Here is a 12,702-nt window from a genome sequence, read left to right on the forward strand (position 1 = left end):
TTCGTCGCAAATTTCCGGATATTGGAACGGCTTGCGACGTTTTCTCCGCAGAGGAGAGAATTGATGGAGTTCGAAATAACGGATCGTCCCCGCGACATGCAACGCCCGCTCAGCGGCGAAACCCGGCAGCTGGATGAAATCGGCCGCTATGCCTTTGGCGGATACCGGCACCTTCCCGCTCGATCGGACAGCGAGATCCAGCGTGATTTCGGCCAGCAACTCGGCTGACAGTGGCGATCTTTCAAAGCGCTGATGACAACATGGGCGTTTGCCGCTAGCGCGCTCTCGCTCGGCAGGATGGGTGGCAGAGCGGTCGAATGCACCGGTCTTGAAAACCGGCAAGGGTGCAAGCCCTTCGTGGGTTCGAATCCCACCCCATCCGCCAGTCGCGGCGCACCGAAACAAACGCGTAATGTGCGCCTTGGCAGGTGACATGGCTGGCAGCAGGCGTTAGAAATCTGTTTGACAATGTCCAGCAACGCGACCCCGGAAGAGGGCGCGCCTGACGAGAGGAACGCCCATGACGCCGCGCATCGCCTTCAAGGCCAGGTTTGCCGCACTTGCCGCCGCAACATGTCTCGCCGGCATCGCCACACCGGCCGCGGCGCAGGGGAGTTGCACGCGCGATCAGCTGCAGGACATGGCCGATAGCTGGATCTCCGCCGTAGAGCGCGGCACAATGATGACCATGGAGCTGGGCGAATGGGTGGATTACAACGAGAATTTCGCCCGCGGGTCGCTGGGTGGTTTCCTGGATCATCCGCGTGAAGTCGACTGGAGCCTTGCCTTGCTCGATACCGCACAGTGCAAGGTCTTCGTGGAAGCAGTCATGCTGGATGAGCAGAGGCCGCTGGTAACCGCCATGCAGTTCGGACGGGGTTTCTTTGGCGTGGGGCCGTTCGATCATATCGTCACTGACGCTGGCGACTGGCTGTTCGATGCCAATGCCACCTACGAATACGCCCGTCGCGAGAACTGGGATGTAATCCCCGAAGGCCAGCGCAACACGCGCGAGGAGTTGATCGCAGCTGCCGACGCCTATCTCGACCTGTTCAACGACGCGACCGTAGCCGTGCCCTGGGGGGAGCCGTGCGCGCGACTGGAGGGCGGTGCCTATACCGGTCGCGGTCTGCCGACCGACACCTGCAACGTCGGCGTTCCCGAGGGCGTCGAGCTCAAGAACCGTCGCTACGTGGTCGACGAAGCGCGCGGGGCGGTTAACGTATTCCTGGAATTCGGCGCAGATGCCCGACCGGACAGCCATACGTTCCGGGTCGAGAACGGCCGCTTGCGATACATCCATACCGTCACCTATTGCGAGGAAGACAACTGCGGTTTTGATCCGTTCGACCAGATGCTTGCCAGCAATCCGGACATGCAGCCGCCCTATGCAGACTAGGCGGCAAGGGAGGAAAGTTGGATCATTCGCCTGGGCGCGGGGAACGGGCGTCTGGCCGCTCGGTTGATTCCAAAGCCATTCCCTTGAACGTCCGAAGGACCTAGCGTCATCCGCATGACAATTTCCGCGATTAAAAAGATGGGCCTGTGTGCCGCCGCGCTGATGCTTTGCGCCAACCCCATTACCGCTCTCCCTGCCGCCGCCCAGAACCAGTCGTTCGATGCCTACCTTCAGGATGTCGCCCGCCACGCCCGGTCGGAAGGCGTATCGCAGTCGGCCATCGACGGCGTGCTTAGTGGATTGACGCCCAACCAGCGGGTGATCGATCTCGATCGTGACAACGTGGGTTCCAGCAGCAGTTCGAGCTCGAACAGTTTTCCGTCGATGGCTGCCTACCTGCAGCGGCATAATACACAGGCGCGGATCGACGGGGGCCGGCGAGCACTGACGCGCATCGGCTCTACGGCGAACAGGATCGAACGCGAATACGGCGTGCCGGCGGAAATCGTCGTCGCTATCTGGGGGCACGAGACGTCCTATGGCGCGGTGATGGGCGGGTTCGACCTGCCGCGCAGCCTGGCTACGCTGGCTTGGGAAGGCCGCCGCCGCGATCTTTTCGAACGCGAGCTTATCGACGTGATGAAGATGGTCGATCGCGGCGTGCGGCGCGATCAGCTCGTGGGGAGCTGGGCAGGCGCTTTCGGGAATGGCCAGTTCCTCCCCAGCATCTACCTGCGCCTCGCGGTGGATGGCGACGGTGACGGGGATCGCGATATCTGGAACTCGGATGTCGACAGCGTGGCCTCCATCGCCAACTATTTTCGCGATGCGGGCTGGCGTTCCGGGCAACCTTGGGCGGTGCGCGCCTATGTGCCCAACAATGCCAACCGGTCGGGCATCGCCAGCAGCCTGAACGCGCCGGTGTGCCCCCGCGTTCACGAACGCCACAGCCGCTGGCTGACCATTCGCGAATGGCGCGAGCGGGGCGTACAGCCGCAGGGTTCGCTGCCGGACGATGCCCTGGCCGCCCTGTTCGAACCCGATGGTCCGGCGGCGCCGGGTTACCTGTTAACCCAGAATTATAGGGTTATCCTCGAATACAACTGCTCGAATTACTACGCCATGAGTGTGGGGTTGCTTGCAGATGAGATTGCCCGCTGAAGCCAGTTTCGGCCCGTTCCCAAGGCTTGCGTTAACCTTACTGGCAGCCGCCGGGTTATCGGCTTGCAGCATGATCGGCCTGGGTTCCACCGAGACTTCGATTGCTGGCCTGAGCGCCAATCAGCCTGACACCGGGCCATCGGCGGATTACCCGGTTGTGATCGGCGGACCTTATACGATCGACGGTATCGAGTATGTGCCCACCGATACGATGAACGTGGACGAGGTCGGCTACGCTGCACTCGACGCCAGCGCGCTTGGCGTAACCGCGGCCCATCACACGCTGCCGTTGCCCAGTTATGCCGAGGTCACGTCGCTCGAAAGCGGGCTGACGATCCTCGTCCGCGTCGAGCGGCGCGGCCCGATGGCATCGAACGACCTTATCGCGCTGGCTCCTGCCGCGCTGGAACAGCTTGGCGCCGCGGCGGGTGATCCGGTTCGTGTGCGCCGGGTCAACCCGCCCGAGGATCAACGCACCCTGCTTCGCAGTGGCGCCGCCGCCTTGCCGCGGATGGATACCCCTGGCTCGCTGCTGACCATCCTCCAGCGCCGCTTGCCGATGCGCGGGGCTGCCTCGCTTGCGGCCAACCGTGCGCTGGTGCCGCAGGCTGGCGATGTCGAACCGGTCGCGATCGCGGCATCCGACGTTGTCCCGCCCGCCGCCGCCGAGCAGGCTGAGCCGGCAGAAATTGCCGTCGCGCCGTGGCCCGGCGATGCTCCGGAAGTGACGACCACGGAGGCAATTGAAGCGGGCCAGCGGGCAGCCGAAGTCGCAAACACGGCCCCCGCACCTGCTGTCGAAGGCGGTTTCATCGTGCAGGCAGCGGCATTTGCCAGCGAGGAAAACGCTTCCCGTGCCGCAGCCGCGCTGGGTGGTACGATCTCGCGATCGGGGCGCTTTTACCGCGTGCGCACCGGTCCCTTCGCTACCCGTGGAGAAGCCGAGGCCTCGCTCGCCAACGTCCGCCGTGCAGGGTATAGCGACGCGCGAATCCTGACCAGCGGCTGACGTCTTTCCTGCACGTTCGCCGCGCTGTGCGGTGGAGGTTGTGTGAGGAAGTACCTGGCAGTGGCGATTGCAGGGGCGGCAGCCACTGGCATTGCCGCCATGCCCGCAGATCGCCCTTCCTCCGACCAGGGGCCGCGCGCGGCCACTGCCGTCGAACCGGCAGGCATCCCCGCTGGTGGATACGATCCCGCCCAGGTTCCGGCGCCTGACGACATTCCCGTTGCCCTGCTGGTCGATCTGTCCAGCGGGCAGGCCCTTTACAGCCGGGAGGCCGACCGCCGCTTCGTGCCGGCGTCGGTCACCAAGGTCATGACCGCCTACACCGCCTTCAAGCTGGTCGATGAAGGCACGCTTCGACTGAACATGCCGTTCCTCTATACGAAGGAATTGGAGGACCAGTGGTACAACGAGGGGTCGAACATGTTCCTCCTCGCCGGGGAACGGCCCACGATCGCGCAGTTACTGCTCGGCGTCACGACCGTCTCGGGCAACGATGCCAGCGTCGCGCTGGCGGTGGCAGGCGTTGGCTCGCTCGATAGCTGGCTGGCGCTTATGAACGCTAATGCCCAAGACCTGGGCATGGCGGATACCCACTTCGGTTCGCCGAACGGCTTCCCCGACGGCGGCCAGACCTATACCACGGCCCGCGATCTCGCCGCCCTGGCCGAGGGCATGATCGAGCGTTACCCCGGACTTTACCGCCGGTTCTTCGGCCACCGTCTGCTGACCTGGCGGGATGTCACGCAAGCGAACCACGATCCGGTCACGGGCTCGGTCGAGGGCGCTGACGGCATCAAGACGGGCTACACCAACGAGGCCGGCTACACTTTCGTCGGTTCGGCCGAGCGCGACGGTCGCCGCTTGGTGATCGTCATTGCCGGGGCTCCCAACGCCGGGGTGCGCAACCGCGCGGCACGCGACATGCTCGAATGGGGCTTCGATGGCTTCGAGCGCCGCACCCTGCTGACGGGCGGCTCTATCGTCGGGCTGGCCGAGGTGCAGGATGGCTCGGCATCAAGCGTTCCCTTGCGCCTGCCTGCCGATTTCGAGGTGGCCATTCCGCGCGAAGGCGGCGGCCCGCTATCCTCCGGCGGCGACTGGCGGGTGGAGATCGTCTACCGCGGCCCCATCGAAGCCCCCATCGCTCGCGGCGCCCCGATTGCCCGGATGCGTTTCACGATGAACGGCGAAACGGTGATGGAGACGCCGCTGGAAGCTGATGTCAATGTCGCCAGGGCCAACGCCGCCGAGCGCGTGGCCAACGCGGTCAGCCGGTGGACGCGATGAGGGGCGGGCGGTTCATCAGCCTCGAAGGCGGGGAGGGCGTTGGCAAGTCGACGCAGGCGCAGATGCTCGCCGATGCCTTGCGCGGACGCGGCCTTGCCGTTCTCCAGACCCGCGAGCCCGGCGGCACCCGCGGGGCCGAGGCGATCCGCGCCCTTCTGCTCGACCAGCAATACGATTGGGACGCCAGCGCCGAGGCGCTGCTGTTCGCGGCGGCCCGGTCGGATCATGTAACCCGCGCCATCCGCCCGGCGCTCGAACGGGGCGAATGGGTCGTTTGCGACCGCTTCGTCGATTCCTCGCGGGCCTATCAGGCGGGGGGAGACGACCTTTCGGATAACGCCGTGCTCTCGCTCCATACCATCGGATCCTACGCACTGATGCCGGATGTCACCTTCCTGCTGCAGGCCGACGGTGCCGAGGTGGCGCAGCGTCTGGCGGAACGCGACAGCGACGGGGCCGACCGGATCGGAGCCAAGTCCGCCGATTACCACTTGCGCGTCGCCCGGCGTTTCCGCGATCTTGCCGCGATGGACGCTGAACGCTTCGTGCTGATCGACGCTTCGGGATCGCCGCACGATGTGCATGGCCGCATCCTGCGGGCGCTGGCGCCCCTGCTGGGCGAGGGCGGGTGAGCTACATCGGTCATGAGCCCGCGTGGGAAGCGTGGCGCAGGGCGCTGGGCGGCGGACGGATGCACCATGCCTGGATCCTTTCCGGCAGGCGGGGGGTGGGCAAGAGCGCCTTTGCCTTGGCCGCCGCGCGTGAACTGGTCGCCGAGGAGGGCGTGCCCCAGCCCGCCGATCATCCCGACATCCTCTACCTCTCGCACCCGGCAAAGAACGATGCCGAGGCGAAGAAACAGGCGGATGGCAAACCGTTCGAACTGGCGCGCAACATCAAGATCGAGCAGATCCGCCGACTGCAGCAACGCCTGACGACCCGGCCCACGCTGGGCGCACGGCGTGCGGTCATCATCGACCCTGCCGATGACATGGAAGCACCCACTGCGAACGCCCTGCTCAAGAGCCTTGAGGAGCCCCCGCAAGGTACGTTCTTCCTGCTGGTCGCCCATCGTATCGGGCGGCTCCTGCCCACGATCCGCTCACGCTGCCGCGTGCTCACCTTCCCGCGCGTGCCGGATGGCGAGATGGACGCCGTTCTGGCGCGCGAGGCTCCCGAGGCAAGTGCCGAAGTGCGTGCCGCGGCGATTGCTGCCGCCAGCGGGTCCCCCGGCGCCGCGATCGATTTCGTCGCGCTGGACCTTGGGAAGATCCATACCCTCATGCGGCAGATCGCCGGTGAGGGTGACCCCGATTTCACCCTTCGTGGCCGTCTGGCAACGGCAATGGGTGCGAGGCCCGACAGGAAGCGCCAGTTGGCTGCAATCGAGCTGGCGCGCTCCGTCGTGGCTGGCCGGATCGAAGATGTGGCGCATCGCGACATTCCGGCGATGGTGGACATCCATGCCAACCTCCTCCGCCTTGCCGCCCAGGCGCCGACAGCCAATTTCGACGCGGGGTTGCTGGTGATGGAAATCGGCACCTTGCTCGCCGGACTGGCGCCCTCTAGGGCTCCGGCCAATGGCTGACCCCTTCTATATCACCACCGCGATCCACTATCCCAACGGCAGGCCGCACATCGGCCACGCTTATGAGACCATCGCAGCCGACGTGCTTGCCCGGTTCCACCGGCAGGCAGGGCGCGAGGTGCGGTTCCAGACCGGCACCGACGAACACGGGCTCAAGATGGCGCAAAAGGCACGTGAGCTGGGCGTCACGCCGCGCGAACTGGCAGACGAAATGTCTGGCTATTTCCGCGATTTGTTCGCCAAGCTGAATATCTCGCATGATCGGTTCTTCCGCACCAGCGAGGACGAGCATCATCGCGCCAGCCAGGCCTTGTGGCGGGCGATGGAAGAGAACGGCGACCTGTATCTCGACCGCTACGAGGGATGGTACTCGATCCGCGACGAGGCCTATTACGACGAGAGCGAACTCACCGAAGGGGAGGGGGGCGAGAAAGTTTCGCCGCAGGGCACTCCGGTCGAATGGACCGTGGAGGAAAGCTGGTTCTTCCGCCTGTCGAAGTACCAGCAGCCGCTCCTCGACTTCTATCGCGACAATCCCGACTTCATCCGCCCGGAAAGCCGCCGCAACGAGGTAATGCGCTTCGTCGAGGGTGGCCTGCGCGATCTGTCTGTCAGCCGCACCAGCTTCGACTGGGGGGTCAAGGTGCCGGGCCATGACAATCACGTCATGTATGTCTGGGTCGATGCGCTGACCAACTATCTGACCGGTCTGGGCTTTCCGGACGATACCGAGGCGATGGCAAAGTTCTGGCCCGCCGATCTGCACCTCATCGGCAAGGACATCGTCCGCTTCCATGCGGTTTACTGGCCCGCCTTCCTCATGAGCGCTGGCGTTTCGCTGCCGAAGCATGTGTTCGGGCATGGCTTCCTGCTCAATCGGGGCCAGAAGGAAAGCAAGAGCCTGGGCAACACGACAGATCCGGGCGCGCTCGCCGACCGCTATGGTGTCGATGTGCTGCGCTACTTCCTGCTGCGTGAATTCAGCTTTGGGCAGGATGGCAGCTATTCACAGGAAGCCATTGTTTCGCGGTCAAATTCGGAATTGGCGAACAGCTTCGGCAACCTGGCGCAGCGCACCTTATCGCTGATCTTCAAGAACTGTGACGGCATCCTGCCGCCGGTCGGCATACGCACCGCCGACGACGATGCGCTGCTGGCCCATGTCGGGCGGGTCATCGCGAAAGACATGCCCGCCGCCTATACCGACCTGGCCTTCGCCCAGGCGCTTGAATCATGGATGGGCGCGGTATTCGCCTGCAATGCTTATATCGACGCGCAGGCCCCTTGGACGCTGAAGAAGACCGATTTCGCGCGCATGGAGACGGTTCTGGCGACGCTGTACGTGGCAATCGCGCAGCTTGCTCTGGCAGTCGAACCGGTCATGCCGACCGCGATGGACAAGCTGCTAGGCGCGATGGGCGTGGGCAAGGATTTGCGCACTCCCGAAGCGATCCGCTCGGACTGGTATGCGCCTCTCGAAACAAGCGATTTCCGCCTCGCCAAGCCTGAGGGTCTCTTTCCGCGGCTGGAGCTGCCAGAGGCCGAACTTTCCTGATGCTTGTCGACAGCCACTGCCACCTGAATTACAAGGGACTGGCCGAGCGTCAGGGTGAAGTCCTCGCCCGCGCCCGCGCCGCCGGTGTGCGCGGTTTCCTGAACATCTCGACCAGGCACAGCGAGTGGCAAGATGTCGTCGCCACCGCCGAGCGCGAGGCTGACGTTTGGGCAACCGTCGGGATTCACCCGCACGAGGCTGACAAGCACGCCGACCTCGGCCGCGACGTCCTGCGCACGGCGACCGAGCACCCCCGCGTAATCGGCATCGGGGAAAGCGGCCTCGACTTCTATTACGACAAATCGGACCGCGACGTGCAACGCGATCTTTTCCGCATGCATATCGGCGTTTCGCGAGAGACTGGCTTGCCGCTGATCATCCACACACGCGACGCGGACGACGACACCGCTGCCATTCTCGAGGACGAGACAGGGAAGGGCGCTTTCCCGGCGCTCATCCATTGTTTCACCGCGTCGCCAGCGTTTGGACGGCGGGTGCTTGATCTGGGATTGACGATCTCGCTCTCCGGCATAGTCACCTTCAAGAACGCCGCAGAACTACAGGAATTCGCTAAGGAAATTCCAGGCGACCGCATCCTTGTCGAAACGGATAGCCCCTTTCTCGCGCCAGTGCCGCACCGCGGAAAGCCATGCGAGCCGGCGTTCGTCCGCGATACCGCGCAGTTCGTTGCCGACCTGCGCGGCGTCAGCCTGGATCAACTCGCCGCAACGACATCGGACAACTTCTTCCGCCTTTTTGGAAAGGCCGAAGCTGCATGAAGCTGATTGTCCTGGGTTCGGGAACGTCCACGGGCGTTCCGCGGATCGGTAACGATTGGGGCGAATGCGACCCTGCCAATCCGAAAAATCGCCGAACGCGTGTCTCGATCGTGGTAGAAAGCAACGCCGGAACCCGCTTGCTGGTCGATACTTCGCCAGACCTGCGCCATCAACTGCTTGCAAATGACATAGGGCGCATCGACGGCGTTTTCTGGACCCACGACCATGCCGATCACTGCCATGGCATTGATGATCTGCGGCCGCTGCGCTTCGGTCGCAGCGCCGGCATTCCCGGCTTTGCGTCGCAGGCCACCGGAGACAGCCTCAAGCGCCGGTTTTCGTACGTGTTCACCGGCCAGCACGGTTATCCCAACATCGTCGATCTGAACGGGCTGGATACCTTGCGGATCCATGCCGGGTTTGGGGTGAAATCGCTGGAGATGCCGCACGGGCCAATCTGCTCGACCGGTTATCGCTTTGATGCTGATGGAAAATCAATAGGTTACGCGACGGATTTCTGTCAGTTGTCCGATGAGTTGATCGGTTTTTTCCGCGGGGTCGATGTGCTCGTATCCGACTGTTTGCGCCGGGAGCCGCATCCGACGCATGCAAGCCTGGCGATGGCGCTGGAATTCAGCCAGCGAACTGGAGCCGGCAAGACCGTGCTCTCACACCTCGACAAGAGCATGGACTACGCCACGCTGAGTGCCGAGATCCCGAATACTGTGCTGGTGGGTTACGACGGCATGGTGCTCGAGGCATGAGCGGCAGCGTGGGCGAAGGCGCCTGGCTCTCGATCATCGCCTTGTCGGCATGGGCGATATTGGCGTTCGGGGCTTACCGGTCCTACCGTATCGACACTGCCAAGACGTTGCGGATGGCGCTGACTTGGGCGGCGATCTTTACAGGCGTCGCGCTGCTGTTCGGATTGGTCCTGTGAAGGTTTCTGCCTGGGCGAACCCACTCGTAGCCAAGACCCCTTCTTTACATAATATATATTATCATCTTCGGGTCGGTCTGTCTCGGAGGGCAAAGGTCGGGATCGTCTAGCAATGTCAGATCAGCTCAGTCGTCTTCTCTCCATCATGGCCAGGCTTCGCGATCCGGAGCGTGGCTGCGAATGGGACCGCGCGCAGGATTTTGCCACCATCGCGCCGTACACAATTGAAGAAGCCTACGAGGTCCACGATGCGATCGAGCGCGGCGACATGGGCGACTTGCGCGGCGAACTTGGCGACCTGCTGCTGCAGGTCGTCTTTCACGCGCGCATGGCCGAGGAAGCCGGCCACTTCAGCTTCGAGGATGTCGCGGCCGCCATTTCCGACAAGATGGAGGCGCGCCATCCGCATATCTTCGGGGCGGAAACCGGCACAATGGACCGCGTCCGTTGGGAAGATATCAAGGCGGCCGAGCGAAAGTCAGGTGGAGCTGACAGCGTCCTGAGCGGCGTCGCGCTGGCGCTGCCTGCACTGATGCGGTCGGACAAGCTGCAAAGCCGGGCGGCGCGCGTGGGCTTCGAATGGCACGATATGCAGGGACCGAAGGCCAAGCTTGCGGAAGAACTCGACGAGCTCGACGCCGCAAGCGACGAGGAGAGGCTTATCGAGGCTGGCGACGTTCTGTTCGTGGCGGTGAATATCGTCCGCAGATATGGCGTCGACGCCGAGCAGGCGCTGCGCGCGGCCAACAGTAAATTTGAACGCCGCTTTCGTGCCATGGAACACCTCGCGTCCGAGGACGGGTGCGATTTTGCCAGCCTGTCGCTCGATGAACAGGAAACCTATTGGCAACGTGTAAAGGGATCGGAAGTCTAGCTTTCAAGCGCCTCGAAACGCCCAAATTCCTTGTCGGTAAGCCGCACGTTCAATACGCGCATCGGACCGGCCTCGCCCTCCCCGCCGTCTTCGTCTTCAAGCACCGCGCCATGGGCATGGAGCCAGGCGATGCGCGATCCGTCCGATGCCGGAATGCGCAGACTGTAGCTTCTGGCCCCCGTCGTCAGGACTTCACCAAGCCGCTTGCGCAACACATCAATTCCCGCACCCGTCATCGCTGAAAGGGCGAGAACATCGTCGTCCATCCCGGCCAGCGGTTCAAGCTCGAGGCGGCGTTCTTCGCTCAGCGCGTCCCACTTGTTCCAAACCTCCAGAACCGGCGCGCCCACCCCCTCCCCGGCCTCGTCGACAACGCCAAGGTCTGCGAGAACGGAAAGCACCTCCCGCTTCTGCGCGGAGCTGTCGGGATTAGCCATGTCGCGCACGTGGAGCACGATATCCGCCGCCGTCACCTCCTCCAGCGTCGCCCGGAATGCGGCAACCAACTGGGTCGGCAGGTCGGAGATGAAGCCAACGGTGTCGGACAGGATGGCCTTCTCCACGCCGGGCAACCCAATTGAACGCATCGTCGGATCAAGGGTGGCAAACAGCAGGTTCTCGGCCATCACGTCGGCCCCGGTCATGCGGTTGAACAAGGTGGACTTGCCGGCGTTGGTATAGCCGACCAGCGCGATCACGGGCCAGGGTGCCCTGCCCCTCCGCTTGCGATGCAACTCGCGGGTCTTGCGCACCTGTTCCAGTTCGCGCCTGAGCTTCCCCATGCGATCGCGGATCATGCGCCGGTCGGCCTCGATCTGGGTCTCGCCCGGACCGCCGAGAAAGCCGAAGCCGCCGCGCTGGCGTTCGAGGTGGGTCCAGCTTCGCACCAGCCGGCTTTGCTGATAATCGAGATGGGCCAGTTCGACCTGCAAGCGGCCTTCTGCCGTAGCCGCGCGCTCTCCGAAGATTTCGAGGATCAATCCGGTGCGATCGATAACCTTGCGGCCGATCTTTTCTTCCAGATTGCGCTGCTGAATACCCGAGAGTGCGCCATCGATGATGACCAGTTCCGCCTCATGCAACTCGCAATCGGTAGCGATGCGCTGCACCTGGCCTTCGCCGAACAGCGTGTTCGGTCGGACATCCCGAACGTTGAGGATGTAGGCCTCGGCGACGACGATACCGATCGCCAGCGCCAGCCCCTTCGCCTCTTCCAGCCGCGCCTCAGGTTCTTGCGAGGAACGCTGGCCGCGAATGTCCGGGCACACGACGATGGCCCGCGCGCCGCGCGTTACCTCGCCTTCGATGTCATCATCAACAATCAGGCGTCTTCACCTTGTTCGTCCGGCTCTTCACCATCGTCGTCACGCTCTTCCATTCCGTCATCGGTCAGGTCGACCGGAGTTGCCGGCTGAACCGTGGAAACGGCGTGCTTGTAGGCAAGCTGGACGTAGCCATCCCGCTCCAGCAGCACGCAAAATAGATCGAAGGCGGCGATGCGGCCCTGCAGCATTACGCCGTTGACCAGGAACATGGTCACCTGGACAGCGGCGTCGCGGACACGGGTGAGGAAGATGTCCTGCAACAGGCGCTGCTTGGGATTGCCATTGAAGCCGGTATCAAAGCCGTCGGCATCAACCGGATCGGCTGGCATGATAGTGGAGATCGCGTGCTTGTAGACCAGCTGCGATTGACCATCACGGCGCAAAAGGATCGAGAAATTGTCGAACCAGGTGACGATGCCCTGCAGCTTCACGCCCTTCACCAGGAACATGGTGACGGGCATCTTTTCGCGGCGAAGGTAATTAAGGAAAATATCCTGCAAATTCCCAGCCTTTGCATTTGCCGGTGGCTTGCGAATGGAAGCTGCGCGCATCGGCGCGGCGGATTTGGCGGTCGACGATGTCCGGGGCCCGGGCTTGGTCGCCGCCTTCGGCGCAGGTTCGGGCAAAGGACCGGGCGTTGGGGAGCCAGGTTCGTCCTCGCTCCTGGATCGCGGCCGGGCCGAAAGGGTTCCCTTGGTCATCCATCACTCCGTTGTTGTTGGCCCGACGCGCAACGCCAGGCAATCTGGTCCGCCTGCCTGAAGACCAGCGTTCCGAGCACGTCG

14 protein-coding genes and 1 tRNA gene are annotated in these 12,702 nt (G+C 63.7%); 13 read left to right on the forward strand and 2 right to left on the reverse strand.

Features of this window, described 5'->3' with window-relative positions; genetic code table 11:
• The first annotated feature begins 63 nt into the window (after positions 1-63).
• From GRI62_RS06200 to mazG, 13 genes are all read left to right on the forward strand, one after another.
• Complete coding sequence (locus tag GRI62_RS06200) at positions 64-228, forward strand: hypothetical protein (RefSeq protein WP_160731825.1); 165 nt, start codon at positions 64-66, stop codon at positions 226-228.
• A 67-nt stretch (positions 229-295) separates the two neighbouring features.
• Positions 296-385, forward strand: a tRNA-Ser gene (locus GRI62_RS06205).
• Between the two features lie 135 nt (positions 386-520).
• A complete protein-coding gene (locus tag GRI62_RS06210) occupies positions 521-1,399 on the forward strand; it encodes a hypothetical protein (protein WP_131452502.1) in 879 nt (292 codons plus the stop codon).
• Between the two features lie 114 nt (positions 1,400-1,513).
• Complete coding sequence (locus GRI62_RS06215; RefSeq protein ID WP_373282986.1) at positions 1,514-2,560, forward strand: lytic murein transglycosylase; 1,047 nt, start codon at positions 1,514-1,516, stop codon at positions 2,558-2,560.
• Positions 2,561-2,630: 70 nt separating this feature from the next.
• Positions 2,631-3,569, forward strand: a complete 939-nt coding sequence (locus GRI62_RS06220) for an SPOR domain-containing protein (protein ID WP_160731826.1) — start codon at positions 2,631-2,633, stop codon at positions 3,567-3,569.
• A gap of 42 nt (positions 3,570-3,611) precedes the next feature.
• Entirely contained in the window at positions 3,612-4,856 is a 1,245-nt protein-coding gene (locus tag GRI62_RS06225; RefSeq protein WP_234032749.1) for a D-alanyl-D-alanine carboxypeptidase family protein, read from the forward strand.
• The gene (gene tmk / locus GRI62_RS06230) at positions 4,853-5,488 is read left to right on the forward strand and encodes a dTMP kinase (RefSeq protein ID WP_131453797.1); all 636 of its coding nucleotides are present in this window, start codon (positions 4,853-4,855) and stop codon (positions 5,486-5,488) included. The genes GRI62_RS06225 and tmk overlap by 4 nt, the downstream gene beginning before the upstream one ends.
• Positions 5,485-6,444 (forward strand): DNA polymerase III subunit delta', encoded by a 960-nt coding sequence (locus GRI62_RS06235; RefSeq protein ID WP_131452504.1) that lies wholly within the window; start codon positions 5,485-5,487, stop codon positions 6,442-6,444. Before tmk ends, GRI62_RS06235 begins: the two co-directional genes overlap by 4 nt.
• The gene (metG, locus tag GRI62_RS06240; protein ID WP_131452505.1) at positions 6,437-7,999 is read left to right on the forward strand and encodes a methionine--tRNA ligase; all 1,563 of its coding nucleotides are present in this window, start codon (positions 6,437-6,439) and stop codon (positions 7,997-7,999) included. Before GRI62_RS06235 ends, metG begins: the two co-directional genes overlap by 8 nt.
• Positions 7,999-8,778: a TatD family hydrolase gene (locus GRI62_RS06245; protein ID WP_131452506.1), complete on the forward strand. Its 780-nt coding sequence runs from the start codon at positions 7,999-8,001 to the stop codon at positions 8,776-8,778. The genes metG and GRI62_RS06245 overlap by 1 nt, the downstream gene beginning before the upstream one ends.
• Positions 8,775-9,542 (forward strand): MBL fold metallo-hydrolase, encoded by a 768-nt coding sequence (locus tag GRI62_RS06250; protein WP_131452507.1) that lies wholly within the window; start codon positions 8,775-8,777, stop codon positions 9,540-9,542. Before GRI62_RS06245 ends, GRI62_RS06250 begins: the two co-directional genes overlap by 4 nt.
• The gene (locus GRI62_RS06255) at positions 9,539-9,718 is read left to right on the forward strand and encodes a hypothetical protein (protein WP_131452508.1); all 180 of its coding nucleotides are present in this window, start codon (positions 9,539-9,541) and stop codon (positions 9,716-9,718) included. Before GRI62_RS06250 ends, GRI62_RS06255 begins: the two co-directional genes overlap by 4 nt.
• A gap of 112 nt (positions 9,719-9,830) precedes the next feature.
• Positions 9,831-10,592 (forward strand): nucleoside triphosphate pyrophosphohydrolase, encoded by a 762-nt coding sequence (mazG, locus tag GRI62_RS06260; RefSeq protein WP_131452509.1) that lies wholly within the window; start codon positions 9,831-9,833, stop codon positions 10,590-10,592.
• On the opposite strand, the gene hflX is transcribed toward mazG, so the two are convergent.
• On the reverse strand, positions 10,589-11,860 hold the full coding sequence (gene hflX / locus GRI62_RS06265) for a GTPase HflX (RefSeq protein WP_234032747.1): 1,272 nt from the start codon (positions 11,858-11,860) through the stop codon (positions 10,589-10,591). The two genes, mazG and hflX, sit on opposite strands and share 4 nt — an antisense overlap.
• Positions 11,861-11,913: 53 nt before the next feature.
• Entirely contained in the window at positions 11,914-12,618 is a 705-nt protein-coding gene (hfq, locus tag GRI62_RS06270; RefSeq protein WP_131452511.1) for an RNA chaperone Hfq, read from the reverse strand.
• Positions 12,619-12,702 lie beyond the last annotated feature (84 nt).

The organism is Aurantiacibacter arachoides (assembly GCF_009827335.1).
GTDB classification, from domain to species: Bacteria; Pseudomonadota; Alphaproteobacteria; order Sphingomonadales; family Sphingomonadaceae; genus Alteraurantiacibacter; species Alteraurantiacibacter arachoides.